The organism is Arthrobacter sp. P4_H3 (genome assembly GCF_056400885.1).
The window spans coordinates 15,872-37,964 of the sequence record NZ_JBFUKK010000002.1 but is presented as its reverse complement, the minus strand read 5'-3'; the positions used below and the strand labels follow the sequence as shown (position 1 = coordinate 37,964).

Below are 22,093 nucleotides of genomic sequence, written 5' to 3'. Positions count from 1 at the left end.
AGCCAGAATTACGCGGCATTAGAAACTTGCGAAGACGCCTTTCACGCGGTACTCGCGGGGTAATGAAGGAGGTCCGCCAGCTGCCTTTTCGTGTCGGCCACGACGGCGGCCAGGCCGTTGCCCGCCAGCCAGCCGCCCACCATCACCAGGGTTCCTTCGCCGGCGCAGACGCGGCGGACATCGGCCACCCGCTGGCGGTGCCCCACGGCGGCGAAGGGAAGCGCCCCGCCCCAGCTGACGACGTCCCAGTCGAGCAGGTCATCGGCCGTGACAGGTACGGTCAGGAGCGCCGACGCATCCCGTAAGGCGGCGTCAAGGAGCTGCTGGTCACCGGCACCTGCTCCGGCGTCAAGTGACAGTCCGGCATCCGCCCGGCGGGCGTGGGGTTTACCGGCCCGTATGACCTCACCCCGGCCGTACGACAACCGGACAACATGCGTGCCGGGCCCGGCCGTAGCCGCCAGCCAGTCCCATTTGGCGGTGGCATGGGTCAGCGCCTTGGCCTGCACGCCGGGAGTCTGCGGAGCCACCAGGATGCCCGTTCCCCGGGGCCTGCGGTCCAGTTCGGGAAGGTCAACAACAAGTGTCACAAGCTTTACATCCGGACCGGCGCCCGGCCGGTACGCGGCCAAGGCCGGTACTGACTCCTGCATCAGCCCGACGGCGGACGGGCCGTCAAGAGCCACCACCAGCAGGGCGGCTTCATACGTCCGCTCCCCCGCGGAGACCCGCCAGCCTCCGGCCGTCCTAGCCACTGCGTCGGCGCGGGTACTGTCCAGCAGCCTCACGCCACGCTGACGCAATTCGGCCACGAGGGCGGTGACCAGGGTGTGCATGCCGCCCTGAAGACCTGCGACGGCGGATCCTGCTTTGGCGGGTTGCGCTGCGGGCCTGCTGCCACCGACCGCGGGATCCTGCCGAGCCGTGCCGCCCCGCCGCTGGGCGGCGACAGCCGCTGCGAGGGAGCCGTGGGTCCGGATTCCGGCGCGGAGCCCGGGCGCCACCATGTCCACGTCGAGCAACGCGGGATCGGCCGAATGCACGCCTCCCACCACCGGCGCGACGAGGCGTTCCAGGACGCGGCGGCCCATCCGGGCGCGGACCAGGTCCGAGACGCTGGTGACCGCTGCACGGGTTCCCGTGGCGGCGGGCAGGAACCTGTCCAGGGAAGCACGGAGCGATCCTGCCAGCCCGAGGGTCCGGCGCACTTCGGGGTCCCACGGGTTGGCGGGTATGCCCAGGACACCGGTCTTAGGGAGTTCCCGGGCGCCTTCGGGGAGTTGGACCCATGCGCCGCCCGGGTGGGGCGCCACGATGTTGCCGGCGATGCCGAGTTCGGCCGCGAGGTCTGCGACGGCACTGGAGCGCGTCGCGAAGGATTCCGCCCCGCTGTCCAGTGTCAGGCCGCCCACCACATGGCTGCCCACGCAGCCGCCCCAGGCGTCGCCGGCCTCCAGGACCGTGACGTCCCGGCCGGCCTTGGCAAGCTCCAGCGCCGCGAGCAGGCCGGAGATGCCGCCGCCCACCACTACGGCCGCTTGTACGGACGGTTCCGGCGTGGCTGCGCTCACCGTATTACTCCGGGGAAATCGAGTGAATAAGCTCGACGACGCGCGTCAGCACGGCGGGGTCGGTTTCCGGCGGCACGCCGTGGCCCAGGTTCAGGACGTGGCCGGGCGCAGCGGACCCTGCCCTGATGACCTCCCGGACGTGGGCTTCGAGGACCGCCCAGGGGGCGGACAGCAGCGCGGGATCGATGTTGCCCTGCAGCGGGACGGTGCCGCCCAGCCGGCGGTTGGCTTCGTCGAGGGGAAGCCGGTAGTCAACACCAACCACGTCGACGCCGACGTCGCGCATTGCCACCAGGAGCTCTGACGTGCCGGTACCAAAGTGGATCAGCGGCGCACCCAGGTGCCGGACGTGGTCCAGGGCGCGGGCGGAGGCGGGGGCCACGAAGCGTTCGTAGTCGGCCAGCCCCAGTGAGCCTGCCCAGGAATCGAACAGCTGGCCGGCGGAGGCACCGGCTTCCAGCTGGGCGCGCAGGAACATGCCCGAGGCGTCTGCGGCCCAGTTGGCCAGGGCGTTCCAGGTTTCGGGATCGGCGTGCATCAGGGTCCGCGGGCCGAGATGGTCGCGGGAGGGCTTGCCTTCCACCATGTACGCAGCCAGGGTGAACGGCGCTCCGGCGAACCCGATCAGGGGCGTCTTGCCAAGCTGGGCCACGGTGAGCCGGACGGCTTCGCGGATGGGCTCCAGCGCTTCCCAGGTCAGCTCCGGCAGCGCGGCGACATCCTCGGCGGTGCGGACGGGCTTGTCCAGGACCGGACCCACGCCCGGAACGATGTCAACGCCCACACCGGCGAGCTTCAGCGGAATGACGATGTCCGAGAAGAAGATGGCGGCGTCAACGTCATGCCGGCGGACGGGCTGCAGCGTGATCTCCGAGGCAAGCTCCGGGCGCAGGCACGAGTCCAGCATGGCAACGCCTTCGCGCACCTTCAGGTACTCCGGCAGGGAACGGCCGGCCTGGCGCATGAACCAGACGGGGCGGCGGGACGGCTTGCCGCCGCGGTAGGCCGTGATGAGCGGCGAATCAGCAGTACGGCCGTCCATCAGCGGGTGCCCTGCATCCAGGGTGCCGGCGGAGAACGGAACGGCGGACACCGTGCCGTCAGAGGTTGCAGCGCTTGAAGTCATGACTCCGATTGTCCCTAAATTCGCCTGCAAAAGATAACGACAGCCTGTCACCCGGAGACCGTTACGGCCGCCCGTGGCGGGAATCACAGGGCGCCGTGGTCTTTCCCACGGCGCATAGTTGTTCTACACCTCAACGAAAAAGCTATGATTGTGATGCTGTGGTTCTTTTCTCATTGGTGGCTACACACGCCGACATCGACCTCGAGACCGTTGCTCAACTGAGCACCGGCGCTTCCGAGCTGGCTACATCCGCACTCTCCGGGTCGCCGGCAGTGACGGGTGCGGTGGTGCTTGCCACCTGCAACCGCTTCGAAATTTACGGCGAAGCGTCCCATGCGGACGACGTGGAAGCGGCACGGGCCGCCCTCGTCGCCCAGATCAGCGAACGCAGCGGGCTCAACGAACAGCTCGTCTCCCGGTCCTTCAACACCCGCACCGGTGGTGAAGTCAGCCAGCACCTCTTCGCCGTGAGCTCGGGCCTGGATTCGGCCGTGGTGGGCGAACGCGAAATCGCCGGCCAGGTGCGACGCGCCCTTATCACCGCCCAGCACGAAGGTACTGCCAGCTCCGGCCTCATCCGGCTGTTCCAGGCCGCATCCAAGACCGCGAAGGACGTCGGGGCTCAGACAGCCCTCGGCTCACGCGGACTGTCGATTGTCTCGGTGGCCCTGGACCTCGCCACGGACCTGTCCGAAAACGCTGACTGGTCAACCAAGAAGGCCGTGGTGTTTGGCACCGGTGCCTACGCCGGCGCCACAATGTCGCTGCTCCGCGAACGCGGCTGCAAGGACATCTCCGTCTTTTCCTCCTCCGGACGCGCCGAAGGCTTTGTGGCCACCCGTGGCGGCAATGCGCTCGACGCCGATTCGCTGCCCGCCGCCGTGGCCGCAGCGGATGTCATGATCGGGTGCAGCGGCTCCGATACCCGCGTCGAAGCGGACGAACTCGCCCGGGTGCGGGCGGACTCACCGCAGACGCTGATCGCCATCGACCTGGCGCTCACCCACGATTTCGATCCGGCTGTCGGCGAGCTCGACGGCGTTGAGCTCCTCACCCTCGAATCCGTGCGGCTCGCCGCTCCCCAGGAGCAGGCGGAATCACTGGCCCAGGCCAGCGGCATCGTCTCCGGCGCCGCCACAGCCTTCGAGCAGGAGCGCGAAGCGCGGTCCGTGGACTCGGCCATCGTTGCGCTGCGCCGCCACACCATGAACGTCCTGGACGCGGAGATGGAGAAGGTCCGGGCGCGCCACGGCTGCACGGCGGCCGCCGAGGAAGTCGAGTTCGCACTGCGCAGGATGGTCAAGCAGCTCCTGCATGTCCCGACGGTCCGGGCCCGTGAACTCGCCTCCAACGGCCAGCAGGAACACTACATTGCCGCGCTGGAAGCGCTGTACGGCATTACCGTTGAGCAGCCCGCCGCCGCACCGGCGGCAGAATGCCCGGTGGACCACGGCCAGGCAGGTCCGGCGTCCGCCGATGCCCGGCGGGAAACCGCCTGACCCTCGGAGCGACGCTCTCTCACTTCTTGCAGGTTTCTACACGACGCTCTCTCACTTCTTTCAAGAGAGTGAGAGAGCGTCGTTGAATTGCGGGCGAAAAGTGAGAGAGCGTCGTGACAGGGCAACCGTCTAGTACACCGGCTTCGCTGGTTCCACTTCCCGTACCCAGGCCAGGATGCCGCCGTCGAGATGGCTGACCCGCTGGTATCCCGCCTTGCGCGCTGCGGCCAGGACGGCTGCAGAACGCGTACCGGCCTTGCAGTGGAACACGATGTCCCTGTCCTGCGGCAGCTCGGCCCAGGCCTCCCCCGCGAGGATCCTGCCCTGCGGAATGAGGACCGAGCCGTCGATGCTGACGATGTCGTGCTCGCCGGGCTCCCGGACGTCCACGAGGTCGAAGTCCTTCAGGCCGGCTTTGCGCGACGCCAGCATAGTGGCCAGTTGCGTCGCCGTGACGGTGTTTTCCTTGGCTGTGGCAGCCTCCGGAACGATCCCGCAAAATGCCTCGTAGTCGGTGAGTTCAGTGACGCGCTCAGCCTCCGGGTCCCGCGCCACCTTGATCTCACGCCAGCTGCCCCCGAGGGCGTCAAAGAGCGCCACACGGCCCAACAGGGAACGCCCGACGCCGGTGATCAGCTTGACTGCCTCGGTCACCATGAGCGAGCCCACGGCGGCGCACAGCATCCCGAACACGCCGCCTTCGCCGCAGGACGGCACCGACCCGGCCGGCGGAGCCTCCGGGTAGAGGTCGCGGTAGGTAGGGCCGTGCTTTTCCCAGAAAACGCTGACCTGGCCGTCGAACCGGAAAATGGAGCCCCACACGTAGGGCTTTCCGAGGATGGCCGCGGCGTCGTTCACCAGGTAACGGGTGGCAAAGTTGTCCGCGCCGTCGAGGATGATGTCGTAGCCGGCGAACAGCTCCAGTGCGTTGGAGGCGTCGAGCCGGACGTTGTGGAGCTGCACGTCCACCAGGGGGTTCAGCGCAGCAATGGAGTCCCGGGCTGACTCGATCTTGGACCGGCCCACGTCCGCAACCCCGTGGATCACCTGGCGCTGCAGATTGCTCAGGTCGACGGCGTCGTCATCGATGATTCCCAAGGTTCCCACCCCCGCGGCGGCAAGGTAGAGGAGGGCGGGCGAGCCCAGGCCGCCGGCCCCGATAACCAGGACCTTGGCGTTCTTGAGCCGGCGTTGGCCCAGCGTGCCGATTTCGGGAATGATGAGGTGGCGGGAATACCGCTCGACCTCTTCCGCAGTCAGTGCGTCGGCCGGTTCCACGAGCGGATCCAGGGTTGCAGGGACAGCAGTTGCGGTGAACATGGAAGCCATACTTCAATGTATGCCCGAAGATGCCGCCAGGTCATATTACCCGCGCGTAAAGTGTAGGTAACTGCAATGGAAAGAAGGCCAACAGTGGTTCATCAGGCACCGGTTGATCGGACACCGGCCGGGAAGGCAGCCGCGGGACTGACGCGGGCCGGCGGTGCGCGTTCGGCGAGGCTCCCGCGTGACGAACGTCGCGCCCAGCTGCTGGCGGCTGCCCAGGAAGTGTTCGTCGCCAACGGCTACCACGGAGCCGCCATGGACGAGATCGCGGAGACCGCCCACGTCAGCAAGCCGGTGCTGTACCAGCATTTCCCTTCCAAGCGCGAGCTCTACCTCGCCCTCCTGGACAGCCACCTGAGCTCACTGACTGACCTGATGCTGGGTGCCCTGAGCTCGACCACGGACAATGACGAGCGCGTCCAGGCCGTCATGCGGGCCTACTACCGCTTTATTGCCAGCGACGACCAGGCCCACCGTCTGGTGTTCGAGTCGGACCTCATCAACGATCCCGACGTGAGTTCGCGCCTGGAAACGTTCAACAAGACATTTGCCGACGCCGTGGCCCGCGTAATCGCCGAAGACACCAAACTGCCTCCTCTGGAGGCCCAGCTGCTGGGGCGCGGACTCGCCGGCATGGCGCAGGTCAGTGCACGGTACTGGCTCGAAACGGACGGAGACCTGGACCTCGATGTAGCCAGTGACCTGATCTATCGTTTAGCTTGGCGCGGAATCTCGCGCTTCCCCAAGGAAACCTAGACTACAAATAGAGAACACCTTTAGAACTTTGATTGGCTGGGAGGCCTCGCTGTGGAAGTAAAGATCGGCATTCAGAACATCGGCCGCGAAATTGTGCTGGAATCGGCTCAGGATGCTGACGCTGTGGCAAAGCTCGTCGAGGCATCCATCGCCAAGGGCGCCGAACTTCGCCTGACTGACGACAAGGGCCGTGTGGTCATCATTCCCGCCAACGTCCTGGGCTACGTTGAAATCGGGGCAGAGGAAGCCCGCCGCGTCGGTTTCGGCCAGCTCTAGGCTGCCGCTTCACTTGTCCCACCCGCTCTGCAGCAAGGAGTTCACCGAATGCTTTCCCTGGTAATCGTGGCCCTGGTCACCGTGGCCGCAGGCTTTGTTGTCTGGGCCAACGACCGGCGGCACGCGAAGTACGGCATCGCCCTGCCGGCGGGAGTGGCTACCGCCGTGGGGATGCTGAGCTGGATCATCTTCATTGCCGCAGGGCTTGGCTACCAGCCCGGCCTGACGTGGATTCCGTGGGTGCTGCCCATGGTCCTGGGCACCGGGGCGGCACTCGCCGCCGCGGTGTACCTGGGCCGGAAGCGCGCCCTGCACGACACGAAGCAGCTGACGGCAGCGCTGAGGCTCTAGGGCCGGGGTCCCGGTCCGGACGCGGCGCAGGCTACAGGTCCGGTTCGTGGCCTTCCTCGGTGCACAGGCACAGCCGGTTTCCCTGCGCATCCGTGACCACCACCCAGTTGGGTGCGTGGTCACGGTTCATTAATGCTCCGGTTGCCGCGGTTTTCTCCAATGCCGGGCCGGATTCCGCCTTGCTCCGGTGGATGTCCAGATGGAAGCGGTTCTCGTTTGGCGCGGCGGTTTCCTGGAACCAGAGCCCTGGCCCGCGGCCGTACGGGTCAGCGAGGTCCCCGTACCTGCCTTTCCGGTAACCAAGGGCCGTCCGCCAGACTTCCGAAATCTCGCCCGGATTGGCAGTGTCGATGACGATCTCCACTGTCCGGTATAGCCCCGGTTCCGCGGCGGCCCCGGCAGCAGCGGCCGCCTGGCTGACCGCCGCCGCGGCGGCCACGTCACGCTGCGTTACCTCGGTGCCGGCGTCATGGGACGTGAAGCGGATGAAGACCCTGTTGTAGCGCCAGTCCAGGTCCGGGTGGTGGTTCTGTTCCTCGGCCAGGCGCCCGACGGCGGCAATCAGCTCCAGCGCACCGGCCGCCGTGGGCGTCTTGTAGACGGTCACGAGGCCGCCCAGCCGGTACCTCCAGTCGGGAAGGTCCGCCAGCGCGGCGTCAATCCGTGGTCGGGTAAGAACGTCTTCCTTGCCGGTCACCGTTGGCTCCCTTGGATGGTCTCGGACTGCCTAGAGGAACTCCGCCCGGCCTTCCATGGCCGACGACGCCAGAGCATGCTCGCGACGCGGAATCCGGCCGGCCGCTTTCGCCAGCCTACCGGCGATGACCGCGTGTTTGAAGGCCTCCCCCATCATCGCCGGGTTCTGCGCCCGGGTGACCGCTGTGGCCAGCAGGACGGCGTCGCAGCCCAGTTCCATGGCGAGCGCCGCATCGGACGCGGTGCCGATGCCGGCGTCCAGCACCACGGGAACGGATGCGCGGGAAACAATGAGTTCGATGTTGTGCGGGTTCAGGATGCCCAGGCCGGTACCGATGGGTGAGCCGAGCGGCATCACGGCGGTGGCTCCGAGGTTCTCCAGCCGCAGCGCCAGCACGGGGTCGTCGTTGGTGTAGGCGAACACCTTGAACCCGCGGTTGACGAGTTGCTCGGTGGCGTCCACCAGCTCCACGGCGTCCGGCAGGAGCGTGTGTTCGTCGGCAATCACTTCAAGTTTGACCCAGTCCGTTTCCAGCGCCTCCCGCGCCAGTTCCGCCGTCATGACTGCGTCCCTGGCCGTGAAACACCCGGCGGTGTTGGGCAGGACCCGAATGTTGTGGTCCACCAGGAGCTGGAACAGCGAGCCTGTTTCGGCCGGCGAGTAGCGGCGCATGGCCACGGTGGTCAGCTCCGTGCCGGAAGCGATTAGTGCCGCGCCCAGCCCGTCCAGGCTGGGCGCACCGCCGGTGCCCATGATCAGCCGGGACCCCAGCGGAACACCGTCCACAATGAAGGGGTCCGCCGCCTGCTGTGCCTGTGCCGTGCCGGCAACAGTACTTCCTGCCATGATGCTCAACCTCCCTGTACCGCTGTAACGAGTTCGACGTCGTCGCCCTCGGCGAGCGCCGTGACGTACCACTGGCTGCGCGGCACTACCTCGGAGTTTCTCGCAACCGCCACTCCCAGTTTTTGGCCGTCGGCAGCCTGCCCGTTGGGGGCGAGGTTCCTGCCGGTGACCTGGCTGATGAGGGTGGTGACGGACGCGCCGTCGTCGACCGCGTGGACCGTGCCGTTCAGTTTGATGTTCATGCTGTTTCCTTGTTCGGGTCAATTGTGACTGTGGTTGCGGACGGTGCCGGAAAACGGGAGAACCGGTCAGGCCGGAACGGCGCCCAGCGCGGGTCGGCGTTGCCGTCCATCAGCTGCCTGCAGATGGCAGCGGCCGCAGGCGTCAGCAGGACGCCGTGACGGAAGAATCCGGTGGCAATGATCAGCCCTTCAATGTCCCGGCCGGTGCGGGCGTCCGCGACCCGCCCCAGCAGCGGCGCGTTGTCCGGCGTTCCCGGACGGGCCCTGGCGGTGGCTTCCAGGAGCTCCAGTTCAGCGACGGCCGGCACCAGCACCTGCGCGTCGCGGAGCAGCTGGTAGACGCCGCCGGCTGAAACGGCGGTTTCGGCAGGTGCCGCCGGTTCAGTGCCGGTGCCTTCAACGTCCGCAGCGGCGAGGGCGTCTTCGCGCTGCGTCGCCCCGATCACCACCGTTCCGTCCTGCCGGGGAACGATGTAGACGGGGATTCCGTGGACCATGCCGCGGACAGTTGATGTCACCAGCGGCTGCAGGTAAGCGGGAACACGCAGGCGCAGGATGTCACCGTACACCGGGCGGAGCGGCAGCCTCAGGCCTGGTGGCAGCCCGCCCAGTGCCGCAGACCCCAGCCCGTTGGCAACGATGGTCTCCCCGGCGTTCACGGTGCCTCCCCCGGCCAGGCCGACCCCGCTGACCCGCCCGTCCTCCCAGAGCAGGCCGGCGGCCCGCTCATGCACGGCGGTACCTGCCAGGGACTCTGCGATCAGGGCGAGGAGCCGGCGGGGATCCACCTGGTGGTCGGCCGGAATGTCGAAGGCGCAGGAGATCCCGGGGCTCAGCAGCGGCTCGCGGGCCCGTGCTTCCCTGACGGTCAGCGGTTCCACTGTGAGGCCGCTTGCCTGCTGGACTCCCCGCAGGTCGGCAAGCGCCCGGCGGTCGGCGGCGTCGGCCCCGACGGCGAGGGTCGACGTCGTGAGGTAGCCGGTGCCGGCGGCTCCGGCGCCGGTATCCTGCGCCTCGAGGCCTGCGGCGAAGGCGGGCCACAGCCCCGAGGAGTGGAGCATGAGTTCCAGGAGCTGTTCCTCCTGGTAATGGAGTTCGCTCACGGGCGCCAGCATGCCGGCGGCGGCCCAACTGGCGCCAGTACCCGGTGCGTCGTCGATGAGCACCACGGACCTGCCGGACTGCCGGGCTTCCCAGGCGATGCCGTGGCCGATGACCCCTCCGCCGATGACGGCGACGTCGGCGTTGATTTCCCGGGCGCGTGCGGCGGGAAGGCCTGCTGCGGGTTGCGGGTTCATTGTCATCCTTCCCTACGCCGGTACTAACCGGATCAGGTCAAGCGGTCGGCTCTGACGCCCTCTCAGCCCTGCAGCTTTGTGACAGCTGCGGCGGGCTCCCGCGGTACCACCCCAGTTTAGAGGAACTAGGCTGGTGACATGACCGAGCACGCCGTCCTCACCAGCGCCCGCCTGTACCTCTGCACCGATGCCCGCACCGACCGGGGCGATTTCGGGGACTTCGTCGATGCCGCCTATGCCGGCGGCGTTGACATCATCCAGCTCCGGGACAAGAACCTGGAGGCCGCCGAAGAGCTCGAGCTGCTTGAAGTGCTGGAGGCTGCGGCACGCCGCCACGGCCGGCTGTGGTCGGTCAACGACCGCGCCGACATCGCCTCGCTCGCCGGCGCCCCGGTTCTCCACATCGGGCAGAAGGACCTTCCCCTGGCTTCGGCCCGGAAATTCCTCGGCGATGACGCCGTGATCGGCCTGTCAACCCACAGCCCGGAGCAGATCGACGCCGCCATCGCCGACTCTGCCGGTCCCGGCGGACTGGACTACTTCTGCGTGGGGCCGGTGTGGGCCACTCCCACCAAGCCGGGCCGGGCCGCCGTCGGCCTCGACCTGGTCCGCTACGCGGCCAGTGCCATCGGCAAAACAACAGGCAAAACAGCTGACCGCGCGGATGGAGCGACCGCTGGCGGTTCGCCGCTGCCGTGGTTCGCCATCGGCGGCATCGACCTGGGCAGCGTTGAACAAGTCGTGGCTGCCGGAGCGCAGCGCATCGTGGTGGTCCGCGCCATTACCGAGGCAGACGACCCGGCCGCAGCGGCCAAGTCGCTGTTGGAGGCGCTCGACGCCGGCCAGCAGGACGTCTAGCCGGTCAGGCCGAGCTGCGTCATACGCCGTGAATGGTTCCGCGCCAGGCCGGAGATCAGCCCGCTGACCAGCTCTTTCGCTGTGGCGTTGTCCTCGCCGCCGATCAGGCTTGCCAGGAAGGCGTGCTCGTAGCTGACGCGCTGTGCCTGGGTCAATGCTTCGCCCAGCAGCCGCCTGCCCCAGAGCGCAAGTCTCGACGCGAGCCTGGGGTCATCGGCCAGGGCGCTTTTGAGCCGTTCGCGAAGGACCTCGGTGGTCTCTTCGGAGTCCTGGATCTGTTCTATGAGTTCGCGCGTGGCGGAATCCACATACTGCGAGATGGCCCGGTAAAAGTCGGCTGAGACCGTGTCGATGACGTAGGCCTTCATCAGGGATTCGAACCAGTCCGCCGGGCGTGTCCGCGAGTGGAAGTAGTCCACGGCAGCCTGGAACGGCAGCATGGCGTCCTCGGCATCGATGTTCATACTGGCCAGCCGGGAGCTCACCAGCTCGTAGTGCCGGAACTCAACCACGGCAATCCTGCCAAGTACGGCGCGGTCGTGGAGGGTGGGCGAATACCGCGCGTCCGCGGAGAACCTCTCGAAGGCCGACAGCTCCCCGTAGGCCATCATTCCGAACAGGTCTGCGACGAAGCGGTTGTAACGAGCGGTGTCAGCCGGGGATGAGCTCATCAGCCAAGACTAATGGCGCAATTCGAGCTAATCTGACTTTCGTGTCACATCATCGCCTGTCTCCAAGTGTCCACGAGCAGACCAACCGTCTGGCCGAGGCGCTGCACGCGCTCCGGACGGAATTAGAGCTTCCCGGCCCCTTCCCTGATGATGCCCTTCAGGATGCGCTGGCGGCCATTGCGGAGCACAAGATGCCTGACTTCGACCTCACGGACGTGGAATTCCTGACCATCGATCCCCCTTCCTCGACAGACCTGGACCAGGCCCTGTTCATTGAACGGTCCGGCGGTGGCTACAAGGTCCTCTATGCCATCGCCGATGTGCCATCCTTCGTGCAGCCAGGCGGGGCACTCGACGCCGAAACCCGCCGCCGCGGGCAGACCTTCTACGCCCCCGACGGGCGGATCCCGCTCCATCCGGAAATCATCAGCGAGAGTGCCGGCAGCCTGCTGGCGGGCCAACTGTGCGCCGCGTTCGTCTGGGAGTTCGAGCTGGATCAGGCGGCGCATGTGCAGTCCGTGCTGGTGCGCCGGGCCAGGATCCAGAGCCGGGCGAAACTCAGCTACAGGAGCGTCCAGGAGGACCTCGATTCGGGCGCGGCCGGCCCGGTCCTGCAGCTCCTCAAGGAGGTGGGGCTCAAACGCGTGGAACTGGAGAGGCTGCGCGGGGGCGCCAGCCTGAACATGCCGGACCAGGAAATCGAGCAACTGCCCGACGGCGGCTACCGCATCGTCGCCGCGCCTTCCCTCCCGGTGGAGGACTGGAACGCGCAGATCTCCCTGATGACGGGCATGGCGGCCGCGGACCTGATGCTCGAGGGCAAGGTGGGCATCCTGCGCACCATGCCGGCGCCGGACGAACGCTCCCTCCTGCATTTCAAGCGGCAGACGCACGCCCTGGGAAAGCCCTGGGACGGCCAGGCCAGCTACGGCGAGTACCTCCGGTCCCTTGATCCCACCGACCCGCAGCAGCTGGCCATCATGCACTCCGCCGGGATGCTGTTCCGGGGCGCCGGCTACACGCCCTTTGACGGCACCGTTCCGGATGACGCCATCCAGTCGGCCATCGGGGCGGCATATGCGCACACCACTGCCCCGCTGCGCCGGCTGATCGACCGTTTTGTCCTGGTGATCTGTGAAGCGCTGAGCAACCGCACGGCTGTTCCCGGCTGGGCCCGGGAGGCACTCCCCTCCCTGCCGGAGATCATGGCCGCCTCGGACCAGCTGGCAGCGCGGATGGAACGCCTTGCCCTCGACACGGTGGAGGCGGCCCTGCTCATCAACCACGTCGGGCAGGAGTTCGACGCGGTGGTCATCTCGGGGTCGAAACCGGGCAAGCCGAACGGCAACGGCGGCAACGGGAACGGCAACGGACCGTCCGGCATCATCCAGATCGCCGACCCCGCGGTGACGGCCAGGTGCCCCGGCGAGCTCGAATCCGGCACCACCGTGCGGGTCAGGCTGCTCTCTTCGGACATCGCCACGCGGGAGATCAAGCTGGAACTGGTGGACTGACTTGCGCGGCGTGCCCGGGGGCGTCAGTCGGGGATGGTTGCGCTCAACGGCTAGACTGAGTGAGTAGTAATGGATGCCCGGTCGTTGATTTCCTTGATTTACGAATTCAACAAGCCCGCCCCTACGCGATCTTGAGACACACCAGCTGGTCCCCAGTGCCAGCATTTAGATAGCCCGCGATCGGCTTCCACTGGATTTGCTTGCGCGCTCGAGCGTGCTCCGGAACGGCCTTGCGGCCGGCCCCGTTGAGCAGGCGGCGCCAATGCCCAAATGAATAAGGAAACTCCCCTGTGAGTGAATTGCACACGCACCAGCTTCTGACCGACGACTCCGGAACGGAATCGATCGAGCCGGAAGAGACCATCATCTCGGACGAAAAACCTCATGAGATCGAGGAGAAGTCCTTCGCCGACTTCAACGTCCGCGCCGACATCGTGGAATCCCTGGCCGATGCCGGGATCACCCACCCCTTCCCGATCCAGGCGATGACCCTGCCGGTGGCACTTGCCGGCCACGACATCATCGGCCAGGCCAAGACCGGCACCGGCAAGACCCTGGGCTTCGGCATCCCCGCGCTGCAGCGCGTCGTGGGCCGCGACGACCCCGGCTTCGACAAGCTGGCAGTCCCGGGCGCCCCGCAGGCACTCGTGATTGTGCCGACCCGTGAACTGGCCGTCCAGGTGGCCAAGGACCTGGAGAACGCCGCCAAGAAGCGCAACGCCCGCATCGCCACGATTTACGGCGGCCGCGCCTATGAGCCCCAGGTGGATGCCCTGCAGAAGGGCGTCGAGGTTGTTGTCGGTACGCCCGGCCGCCTGATCGACCTGTACAAGCAGAAGCACCTGAGCCTGAAGAACGTCAAGATCGTCATCCTCGACGAGGCCGACGAAATGCTGGACCTCGGCTTCCTGCCCGATGTCGAGACGCTGATCGCCGGAACCCCGGCCGTCCGTCAGACCCTGCTGTTCTCCGCAACGATGCCCGGCCCGGTCATCGCAATGGCCCGACGCTACATGACCCAGCCCACCCACATCCGTGCAGCCGACCCGGACGACGAGGGCCTCACGAAGCGGGACATCCGCCAGCTCATCTACCGCGCGCACAGCATGGACAAGATCGAGGTCGTATCGCGCATCCTGCAGGCCCGCGGCCGCGGACGCACCATCATCTTCACCAAGACCAAGCGCACCGCCGCCAAGGTGTCCGAGGAACTGGTGGATCGCGGCTTCGCTGCGGCCGCCATCCACGGCGACCTCGGCCAGGGTGCCCGCGAGCAGGCCCTCCGGGCCTTCCGCAACAACAAGGTTGATGTCCTGGTGGCCACGGACGTCGCTGCTCGCGGCATCGACGTGGACGACGTGACGCACGTGATCAACTACCAGTGCGTCGAAGACGAGAAGATCTACCTGCACCGCGTAGGGCGCACCGGACGCGCCGGCAACAAGGGCACAGCCGTCACGTTCGTTGACTGGGACGACATGCCGCGCTGGGGCCTGATCAACAAGGCCCTTGGCCTGAGCGTGCCCGAGCCGGTGGAAACCTACTCCTCCTCGCCGCACCTGTTCGAAGAGCTGGACATCCCCGAAGGCACCAAGGGCCGGCTGCCCCGCGACAAGCGGGTGCTGGCCGGTGTCGATGCCGAGGTCCTGGAGGATCTGGGCGAGACCGGCAAAAAGCCCGGGCGCGGCGGCGCAAGGGACAGCGGCCGCGACAACGCAAAGGACGGTGCCCGCGGAGCCGGACGGGACAGCGGACGCACAGGCGGGCGCGATACCCGCCGCAGCGGCAGCGAGGCCGCCGGACGCTCCGGGGACCGCCGTCGTCGTACTTCCGACAGCAGCACCGCAGCCGCTCCGGCAGCCGAGGCGGCACCCGTGGTCGCGTCGGCTTCCGCGCCGGCCGAGGTGGACCGCGCCACCCGCGCCCGCCGCCGCACGCGCACGCGCCGCCGCAACGGCGAAGTGGTGGCCGGCGGAAACGCAGCGCAGGACGGCGCGCAACGTGGCAACACCGAGGCCTAACCCCCTCAATGACTGACACCGTCTGGGCGCCGGACGGCAGCAACCTGGTGGTACACGCGGACAACGCGGAGTACCTGCCAACGCTGCCGGACGGCGCCTTCACACTCATTTACGTCGACCCGCCCTTTAACACGGGCCGCTCCCAGCGCCGCCAGCAGACAACCATGGTGCGCAACGCGGACGGCGACGGCGACCGCGTAGGCTTCAAGGGCCGCTCCTACGACACGATCAAGGGCGCCCTGCACAGCTACGACGACGCGTTCAGCGACTACTGGTCCTTCCTGGAACCAAGGCTCGTGGAAGCCTGGCGGCTGCTTGCCGACGACGGCACCCTGTACCTCCACCTGGACTACCGGGAAGTGCACTACGCCAAAGTGATGCTGGATGCCATCTTTGGCCGCGAGTGCTTCCTGAACGAAATCATCTGGGCCTACGACTACGGCGCCCGCGCCAAGTTCCGCTGGCCCACCAAGCACGACAACATCCTCGTGTACGTCAAGAACCCGGCCAAGTACCACTTCGACAGCGCCGAAGTGGACCGCGAACCGTATATGGCACCCGGCCTGGTGACTCCCGAAAAGAGGGAACTGGGCAAGCTGCCAACGGACGTCTGGTGGCACACCATCGTCTCCCCCACCGGCAAGGAGAAGACCGGCTACCCGACGCAGAAGCCCGAGGGCCTGATCCGCCGCGTGGTGGCCGCCTCAAGCCGTCCGGGTGACTGGTGCCTGGACTTCTTCGCCGGATCCGGCACGCTCGGAGCCGTGGCCGCCAAGCTTGGCCGGAAATTCGTCTGCGTGGACCAGAACCAGCCGGCCATCGACGTCATGGCGGGCCGCCTCGCAGCGCACGCGACATTCACGTCGTTCCCGCCCAACTAGGTAGCAGCAGGTGTCGTTTTGGCCGCCCAAAACGACACCTGCTGCTACCTAGTTGGGGTAGGAAACGGCAGAGTTCACGGACGCACGACGGCGGTGCCGGTCGCCTGCTCTTCGATCCTCGCCAGGACCTCCGGGGAGGTCAGGTTCTCGCCCAGCAGGTTCGGCTTGCCCGTCCCGTGGTAGTCCGAGGATCCCGTCACCAGCAGGCCGTGCTCCGCGGCGAGCGCACGCAGGTAGGCCCGTCCGTCTTCAGGGTTGTCGCGGTGTTCGACCTCCAGGCCGGCCAGGCCGGCGTCGATCATTTCCAGGTAGGTCCGTCTGCCCACCACACGGCCGCGCGCGGACGCCACCGGGTGGGCGAACACCGGCACGCCGCCCGCCGCCCGGACAAGTGCCACGGCCACAGCCGGATCCGGAGCGTAGTGCTGAACGAAGTACCGGGAGTGGGACGTCAGGATGGACGCGAAGGCCTCGGTCCGGTCCGCAACCACTCCTGCCGCCACCAGGGCGTCGGCAATATGCGGCCGGCCCAGCGTTGCGCCCGGTGCCACGTGGTGGATGACGTCGTCCCAGCTCAGCGGGTAGTCCTCGGCCAGGAGGGTGACCATGCGTTCAGCCCGGGTGAGCCGCGCGTCCTTGGCCTTGGTGATCTCCTCCAGCAGGCCCGGATGTGCGGGGTCATGGAGGTAGCTGAGGAGGTGGACGCTGATGCCCTCATCGGTCCGGCAGGAAATCTCCATGCCCGGCACGAGGGCGACGCCTTCCGCGCGGGCCGCCAGGGAGGCCTCGGCCCAGCCGTCGGTGGAGTCATGGTCGGTCAGTGCCACCACGTCAAGGCCCGCCGCTGCCGCGGCTTCCATCACCGTTGCGGGCGCCTCCGTGCCGTCGGAAACATTCGAGTGGGCATGCAGATCAATCCTCACTTGCCCAGCCTAGTAGATGGTGCCGCAGTCATGCCCCGGGCAGATGGATTACGCCGAGCTGCTGCATGAGGGCCAGGTCATCCCTGTTGGACCAGTGCTCGACGATCCGCCCCCGCTCGATCCGGTGCACTGCCACAGCGGTCTCCCGCAACTCCGCACCTGTCGCGGGGAGGGGACCCGGAAGCTCGGCCACGTGGGTTCCGGACGCAGTCAGCCGGGTTACCACCTTGTCGCCCTCGGCGATCTGGTCCTCGATCTCGTGCCGCCCGGGAGTCGCCGTCCAGAAAATCCGGAAGGCCGCCTTCAGGCCCTCCCGTCCGCCCGGCATGCCTGGAAACGGAGGGTTGTGGTCAAGATAATCCTCCGCAACCAACTCATCCATCGCGTCGATGTTTCCGGCGTCGATTTCTTCGTAGAACCGTCTGATAAGAGCCTTGTTGTCGTCCGTTTCCATGGCTGTCTTTCCGGTTGTTCACGGACGCCCGTCCCGTTGACGGACATTCCCCGTGGGTGCACATCGTAGACCCAAACGCGGCCACGCGGGAGCCCACCCTTTAAGGCCCGTACCCACGGGCTGGAGTGACCGTTCCCACCGTTGGCCTAAGCCGCTCCGCTGGTGAGACTATGGGACGGTGAACGATGCAGATAACGCCTACAACGGCGAAACTACCTCAAACCAGCCCCTCGAAGAGCGCGTCAACAACCGCTCGCAGCGGCCCAGTTCCGACGCCTTCAAGGCCTTTATGGCCAGCAATTGGGCGCCGTCGGCACAAGAGCTCCCCGATCGGGACGCCGTCGCCGACCACGCCGCCAAACGACGCCGCACCATTTCAGACCTGTTCAAAGGCGAACGCCTGGTGGTCCCCGCGGGGCCGCTGAAGGTCCGCTCCAACGACTGCGACTACCGCTTCCGCCCCCACTCCGGCTTCGCGCACCTGACCGGCCTGGGCCTGGACCACGAGCCGGACGCTGTACTCATCCTGGAACCGGTTGAAGAAGGAAAGGGCGACGACGGCGGGAACCACCGCGCTACGCTTTACTTCCGTCCCCTGGCCGGCCGCGACACGGAACAGTTCTACGCCGACTCCCGTTCCGGCGAATTCTGGATCGGTCCGCGGCCCACGCTCGCGGAATTCGAACGGAGGCTGGGCCTCGCCACGGCGCACATCGACGAACTTGAACTCGCCATCACCAAGAATGTGGGCGCCCCCGAAATCGGCGGCATCTCCATCCGGCTGGTGCGCAAGGTGGACGAGAACATCGACGCCCTCGTGGACACTGCCCGGTACAACACGGCCAAGGACCCGGACAACCTGGACCTCGGCGTACTCGACGCCCTCGACGAGAAGCTCACGGAAGCCCTCTCCGAGCTCCGCCTGCTCAAGGACCAGTGGGAGGTCGAGCAGATGCAGATCGCCGTGGCTGCCACGGTGGAAGGGTTCACCGAAGTGGTCAAGGCCCTTCCGCGCGCACTGACGCACCAGCGCGGCGAACGCGTGGTCGAAGGCGCCTTCTTCGCCCGTGCCAGGGAAGAAGGCAACGAGCTGGGGTATGACACCATCGCGGCCTCGGGCAACAACGCCACGGTTCTGCACTGGACCCGGAACACGGGCACGGTCAACGCCGGTGAACTGCTGCTGCTGGACGCGGGCGTTGAAGCTGATTCCCTCTACACCGCCGACGTCACCCGTACGCTGCCGGCCAACGGGACCTTCACCGACGTCCAGCGGAAGGTCTACGAAGCTGTCCTGGACGCTGCGGACGCCGGCTTCGCCGCGGCCCTGCCGGGCACCAAGTTCCGGGACATCCACACGGCTGCCACCACCGTCCTGGCTGAGCGCCTGGCCGAGTGGGGCCTGCTGCCGGTGTCCGTCGAGGAGGCCATCAGCCCCGAGGGCCAGCAGCACCGACGCTGGATGCCCCACGGCACCAGCCACCACCTCGGCCTCGACGTGCACGACTGCGCCCAGGCCAAGCGCGAGCTCTACCTGGACGGTGTCCTCACCCCCGGCATGGTGTTCACGATCGAGCCCGGTCTGTACTTCAAGAACGAAGACCTCGCGATTCCCGCGGAGTACCGCGGCATCGGCGTCCGGATCGAGGACGACATCCTGATGACTGCAGACGGTCCGGTCAACCTCAGTGCGGCCCTCCCCCGCAAGGCCGACGACATCGAGTCCTGGATGGCGGGCATTTACCAGGAAATCGAGCAGCAGCAGCCCTAAGCTACGCAAAAAGCCTCCGCCCGGATCTTGTCCGGACGGAGGCCTTATGTGTCCCCGGGCTACGGCTGCTTGTCGCCTTCGGACGGCCCCTGCTTGGGGCTTTCCTCCTGTTTGGGCACATCGGTGACGCGGACACCGTACTGCGGTCTGCCATCGGGCAGGTCCGGGTAGCGGACGGGGGGCGTGGGAGCCGCGCGGTGCTGGGGGTGTTCCTCGGCAGCAGCCTGCGGTCCGGCACCCGGGGCTCCGGCCGCGTGGGCACCGGCGGACGGCTGGTTCCCGGCTTCCGGCGTCCTCTGGCCGTAAGGGTCGTTCCAGCCGGCGGGCCGCTGGGGTCCTGTTCCCTGCTGCGGCCCATGCTGTTGTCCGGGCTGCTGGAACGGCTGGTTCTGGTAGTCCCGCTGGCCGTACGCTGCGGCCCCGGCGGACGCATCCGACGTGGTCATGGGCAGCTGCTGCAGCATGCGCCGTGCCTCATGGGAAGCCTCAAAGGCCACCACGACGTCGTAGTTGGTGGCCACCACCTGGCTGGTGGAGGTGAAGTCGCGCTTCCCGCGCTGCATTGCGTAGGTCACGATGCCAAAGAGCATAAAGAACGCCGCACCCATGAGCACGGAGGTCACAATCGAGAAGTAGCCGCCGGTGGGCGAGAAGAAGGACAGCATGACGCCCACGAACAAGCCAAACCACATACCGCTCAGTGCGCCCGACAACGCCACCCGCGGGTAGCTCAGCCGGCCGGTGACGCGCTCCACCATCTTCAGGTCGTTGCCCACGATGGACACCAGCTGGACGGGGAACTGCTGGTCTGCGAGGTAGTCCACCGCCTTTTGGGCGTCCAGGTAGGAGGTATACGAACCGACGGTGTCCCCGGCCGGAACCGTGCGGAACTCGTCCGGTCCGTTCGGGACACCGGCCTTGGGGGCACCAAAAATGTTTGACATACACCCATTCTTGCCCATCCGGCTGTGTGCAGGCTGAAATTCAGCTAAAAGAGAGCAGACTCGGTAGCCTGTAGTGGTGAGCACAAATATTTCGCGGGTGTTTGTTGCGCGCCTCCTCGGACTGGATGTCTTCGACCCCCTGGGCGACCGTCTCGGCAGGTTGCGCGACGTCGTCGTGCTCTCACGCGGCACCCGTGGCGCCCCGCACGTGGTGGGCATCGTAGTGGAAGTACCCGGTAAGAAGCGCGTCTTCGTGCCGATGACCCGGATCACCTCGATCGACCAGACCCAGATCATCTGCACGGGCCTGGTCAATCTGCGCCGCTTCGAACAGCGCGGCGCGGAAACCCTCGTGGTGGCTGAGATGTTCGACCGCCGCGTGACCCTGGCGGACGGCAGCGGCGACGCCACCATCGAGGACATCGCCATGGACCGGCACCGTTCCGGCGACTGGTTCGTCAGCAAGCTGTTCGTGCGCCGCGGACACTCCCTCTCGCCGCTGAGCCGGCTCCGCCGCAACGAGACCATGATCATCGACTGGGCTGACGCGCAGCAGGGTGCCAGGACGGAACCGCAGGCCGCCACCCAGTTCGTCGCGACGCACGAGGGCCTGAAACCGGCCGATTTCGCCGAAGCCCTCCAGGAGATGAGCGACAAGCGCCGCTTCGAGGTAGCCAGCGAGCTCCAGGACGAACGGCTCGCCGACGTTCTTCAGGAGATGCCCGAAGGCGACCAGGTGGAGATCCTCTCGGCACTCGACGTCGAACGCGCCGCGGACGTGCTGGAGGAAATGGACCCCGACGACGCCGCCGACCTCCTTGCCGAACTTCCGTCGGCCCAGGCGGAGGAACTGCTGCAGCTGATGGAGCCCGAAGGTGCCGAGGACGTCCGGCGCCTCCTCGAGTACGACGAGGACACCGCCGGCGGCCTCATGACGCCTGTTCCGGTCATCCTCCCGCCCGAGGCCACCGTGGCCGAAGCCCTGGCCCACGTCCGCCGCGAGGAACTTTCGCCGGCCCTGGCGTCGTCCATCTTCATTGCCCGGCCCCCGCTGGAGACGCCCACCGGACGGTTCCTGGGTGTGGTCCACATCCAGCAGCTGCTGCGCTATCCCCCGCCCGAACCACTGGGCAACCTCGTGGATAAGACCCTCGAACCAGTCTCCGACCAGGCACACATCAGCGAGGTGGCCCGGACCTTGGCCACGTACAACCTGAACTCACTTCCCGTGGTCAACGCCGACGGACGACTTGTGGGGGCGGTGACGGTAGATGACGTGCTGGATCACCTGTTGCCCGATGACTGGCGCGCCCACGAGGACGACGCCCCGATAAGGAAGCTTGGAGGCCGCATTGGCTGAGAACACCTCCGCACGAAGCTCCAACACCAGGCCGGGCAGCAAGGCCGCGGGCAAAGGCAGCCTCGATACGCCCCTGAGCGGACGCCAGCGCATTCTTCCCAAGTTCTCGCCCAATCCCGATGCGTTCGGCCACGCCACGGAAGGCTTTGCCCGTTTTATGGGCACGCCGACCTTCCTGGTCTACATGACGATCTTCTGCGTCTTCTGGCTGGTCTGGAATACCTTCGCGCCCGAGGAATGGCAGTTCGACTCGCAGGCCCTGGGCTACACGCTGCTGACCCTGATGCTGTCGCTCCAGGCCTCCTATGCGGCCCCGCTGCTGCTGCTCGCCCAGAACCGCCAGGACGACCGCGACCGCGTGTCCCTGCAGCAGGACCGGCAGCGCGCCGAACGCAACCTCTCCGACACCGAGTACCTCACCAGGGAACTGGCCTCCCTGCGCATCGCGCTCCGCGAGGTCGCCACCCGCGACTACGTCCGCGCCGAGCTCCGCAGCCTCCTCGAGGACATGCTGGAGGCACAGGAGGAACTCCGCACCCATGATCCGTCCGGTGCTGGCAGCCACGAGTCGCCCAAGGACAAAGTCAAAGAGAAGCTGAAGGAACGCCGCGACAAGCAGCGCAACCCGCGCACCCAGCAGATCCCCAAGGTCAAGCCGGACAAGCCCGGTTATCCCGCGCACCTCAATTCCCCCGAAAGCTGAGCACT

The 22,093-nt window shown here is 67.1% G+C and carries 22 protein-coding genes and 1 riboswitch; of the genes, 11 read left to right on the top strand and 11 right to left on the bottom strand.

Going from position 1 to position 22,093, the window contains the following annotated elements; translation table 11 throughout:
• Positions 1 to 41: 41 nt before the first annotated feature.
• Together hemG and hemE are read right to left on the bottom strand one after the other, a co-directional pair.
• The gene (gene hemG, locus AC1DRE_RS03565) at positions 42 to 1,571 is read right to left on the bottom strand and encodes a protoporphyrinogen oxidase (RefSeq protein WP_476983367.1); all 1,530 of its coding nucleotides are present in this window, start codon (positions 1,569 to 1,571) and stop codon (positions 42 to 44) included.
• Positions 1,572 to 1,575: 4 nt separating this feature from the next.
• Positions 1,576 to 2,697 carry a uroporphyrinogen decarboxylase gene (gene hemE, locus AC1DRE_RS03560; protein ID WP_476983366.1) on the bottom strand — a complete coding sequence of 374 codons (1,122 nt, stop codon included), beginning with the start codon at positions 2,695 to 2,697 and terminating at the stop codon, positions 1,576 to 1,578.
• 158 nt (positions 2,698 to 2,855) lie between these two features.
• Between hemE and AC1DRE_RS03555 the strand changes: the two genes are divergently transcribed.
• Entirely contained in the window at positions 2,856 to 4,196 is a 1,341-nt protein-coding gene (locus tag AC1DRE_RS03555; protein ID WP_476983365.1) for a glutamyl-tRNA reductase, read from the top strand.
• Between the two features lie 129 nt (positions 4,197 to 4,325).
• Here AC1DRE_RS03555 and moeB read toward each other — a convergent pair whose 3' ends face one another.
• Positions 4,326 to 5,525: a molybdopterin-synthase adenylyltransferase MoeB gene (gene moeB / locus AC1DRE_RS03550; protein ID WP_476983364.1), complete on the bottom strand. Its 1,200-nt coding sequence runs from the start codon at positions 5,523 to 5,525 to the stop codon at positions 4,326 to 4,328.
• Between the two features lie 66 nt (positions 5,526 to 5,591).
• Here moeB and AC1DRE_RS03545 point away from each other — a divergent pair, with 66 nt between their 5' ends.
• From AC1DRE_RS03545 to AC1DRE_RS03535, 3 genes are read left to right on the top strand one after another with little or no spacing between them, the layout of a single operon-like run.
• Positions 5,592 to 6,278 carry a TetR/AcrR family transcriptional regulator gene (locus tag AC1DRE_RS03545; protein ID WP_476983363.1) on the top strand — a complete coding sequence of 229 codons (687 nt, stop codon included), beginning with the start codon at positions 5,592 to 5,594 and terminating at the stop codon, positions 6,276 to 6,278.
• A 51-nt stretch (positions 6,279 to 6,329) separates the two neighbouring features.
• Complete coding sequence (locus AC1DRE_RS03540; protein WP_476983362.1) at positions 6,330 to 6,554, top strand: DUF3107 domain-containing protein; 225 nt, start codon at positions 6,330 to 6,332, stop codon at positions 6,552 to 6,554.
• A 48-nt stretch (positions 6,555 to 6,602) separates the two neighbouring features.
• Positions 6,603 to 6,905 carry a hypothetical protein gene (locus tag AC1DRE_RS03535; RefSeq protein WP_104172189.1) on the top strand — a complete coding sequence of 101 codons (303 nt, stop codon included), beginning with the start codon at positions 6,603 to 6,605 and terminating at the stop codon, positions 6,903 to 6,905.
• A gap of 31 nt (positions 6,906 to 6,936) precedes the next feature.
• On the opposite strand, the gene AC1DRE_RS03530 is transcribed toward AC1DRE_RS03535, so the two are convergent.
• The 4 genes from AC1DRE_RS03530 to thiO form a co-directional block, all read right to left on the bottom strand.
• Positions 6,937 to 7,602 (bottom strand): 4a-hydroxytetrahydrobiopterin dehydratase, encoded by a 666-nt coding sequence (locus tag AC1DRE_RS03530; protein ID WP_104172188.1) that lies wholly within the window; start codon positions 7,600 to 7,602, stop codon positions 6,937 to 6,939.
• A 30-nt stretch (positions 7,603 to 7,632) separates the two neighbouring features.
• Positions 7,633 to 8,448 (bottom strand): thiazole synthase, encoded by an 816-nt coding sequence (locus AC1DRE_RS03525; protein ID WP_476983361.1) that lies wholly within the window; start codon positions 8,446 to 8,448, stop codon positions 7,633 to 7,635.
• Positions 8,449 to 8,453: 5 nt separating this feature from the next.
• On the bottom strand, positions 8,454 to 8,690 hold the full coding sequence (thiS, locus tag AC1DRE_RS03520; protein WP_104172186.1) for a sulfur carrier protein ThiS: 237 nt from the start codon (positions 8,688 to 8,690) through the stop codon (positions 8,454 to 8,456).
• Positions 8,687 to 9,994, bottom strand: coding sequence for a glycine oxidase ThiO (thiO, locus tag AC1DRE_RS03515; RefSeq protein ID WP_476983360.1), 1,308 nt, complete (start codon positions 9,992 to 9,994; stop codon positions 8,687 to 8,689). The genes thiS and thiO overlap by 4 nt, the downstream gene beginning before the upstream one ends.
• Positions 9,981 to 10,100: riboswitch (TPP riboswitch) on the bottom strand. It overlaps the preceding gene by 14 nt.
• 26 nt (positions 10,101 to 10,126) lie before the next feature.
• Here thiO and thiE point away from each other — a divergent pair.
• Positions 10,127 to 10,846 carry a thiamine phosphate synthase gene (thiE, locus tag AC1DRE_RS03510; RefSeq protein ID WP_476983359.1) on the top strand — a complete coding sequence of 240 codons (720 nt, stop codon included), beginning with the start codon at positions 10,127 to 10,129 and terminating at the stop codon, positions 10,844 to 10,846.
• Here the strand turns inward: thiE and AC1DRE_RS03505 are convergent.
• Positions 10,843 to 11,517: a ferritin-like domain-containing protein gene (locus AC1DRE_RS03505; protein WP_476983358.1), complete on the bottom strand. Its 675-nt coding sequence runs from the start codon at positions 11,515 to 11,517 to the stop codon at positions 10,843 to 10,845. The two genes, thiE and AC1DRE_RS03505, sit on opposite strands and share 4 nt — an antisense overlap.
• 41 nt (positions 11,518 to 11,558) lie before the next feature.
• On the opposite strand from AC1DRE_RS03505, the gene AC1DRE_RS03500 reads away from it, so the two are divergent.
• The 3 genes from AC1DRE_RS03500 (at position 11,559) to AC1DRE_RS03490 (ending at position 15,933) form a co-directional block, all read left to right on the top strand.
• Positions 11,559 to 13,031 (top strand): RNB domain-containing ribonuclease, encoded by a 1,473-nt coding sequence (locus AC1DRE_RS03500; protein ID WP_476983357.1) that lies wholly within the window; start codon positions 11,559 to 11,561, stop codon positions 13,029 to 13,031.
• Positions 13,032 to 13,321: 290 nt separating this feature from the next.
• The gene (locus tag AC1DRE_RS03495; protein ID WP_476983356.1) at positions 13,322 to 15,052 is read left to right on the top strand and encodes a DEAD/DEAH box helicase; all 1,731 of its coding nucleotides are present in this window, start codon (positions 13,322 to 13,324) and stop codon (positions 15,050 to 15,052) included.
• A gap of 8 nt (positions 15,053 to 15,060) precedes the next feature.
• Positions 15,061 to 15,933: a DNA-methyltransferase gene (locus AC1DRE_RS03490; protein WP_476983355.1), complete on the top strand. Its 873-nt coding sequence runs from the start codon at positions 15,061 to 15,063 to the stop codon at positions 15,931 to 15,933.
• Positions 15,934 to 16,007: 74 nt separating this feature from the next.
• On the opposite strand, the gene AC1DRE_RS03485 is transcribed toward AC1DRE_RS03490, so the two are convergent.
• Both AC1DRE_RS03485 and AC1DRE_RS03480 read right to left on the bottom strand, forming a co-directional pair.
• A complete protein-coding gene (locus AC1DRE_RS03485) occupies positions 16,008 to 16,856 on the bottom strand; it encodes a PHP domain-containing protein (protein ID WP_476983354.1) in 849 nt (282 codons plus the stop codon).
• A 28-nt stretch (positions 16,857 to 16,884) separates the two neighbouring features.
• A complete protein-coding gene (locus AC1DRE_RS03480) occupies positions 16,885 to 17,310 on the bottom strand; it encodes an ester cyclase (protein ID WP_476983353.1) in 426 nt (141 codons plus the stop codon).
• Positions 17,311 to 17,488: 178 nt separating this feature from the next.
• Between AC1DRE_RS03480 and AC1DRE_RS03475 the strand changes: the two genes are divergently transcribed.
• Entirely contained in the window at positions 17,489 to 19,081 is a 1,593-nt protein-coding gene (locus tag AC1DRE_RS03475) for an aminopeptidase P family protein (protein ID WP_476983352.1), read from the top strand.
• Between the two features lie 59 nt (positions 19,082 to 19,140).
• On the opposite strand, the gene AC1DRE_RS03470 is transcribed toward AC1DRE_RS03475, so the two are convergent.
• Positions 19,141 to 20,025, bottom strand: coding sequence for a YflT domain-containing protein (locus AC1DRE_RS03470; RefSeq protein ID WP_476983351.1), 885 nt, complete (start codon positions 20,023 to 20,025; stop codon positions 19,141 to 19,143).
• 76 nt (positions 20,026 to 20,101) lie between these two features.
• Here AC1DRE_RS03470 and AC1DRE_RS03465 point away from each other — a divergent pair, with 76 nt between their 5' ends.
• Entirely contained in the window at positions 20,102 to 21,385 is a 1,284-nt protein-coding gene (locus AC1DRE_RS03465) for a magnesium transporter MgtE N-terminal domain-containing protein (RefSeq protein WP_476983350.1), read from the top strand.
• Positions 21,366 to 22,088: a DUF1003 domain-containing protein gene (locus AC1DRE_RS03460; protein WP_104172175.1), complete on the top strand. Its 723-nt coding sequence runs from the start codon at positions 21,366 to 21,368 to the stop codon at positions 22,086 to 22,088. Before AC1DRE_RS03465 ends, AC1DRE_RS03460 begins: the two co-directional genes overlap by 20 nt.
• The last annotated feature ends 5 nt before the right edge of the window (positions 22,089 to 22,093 follow it).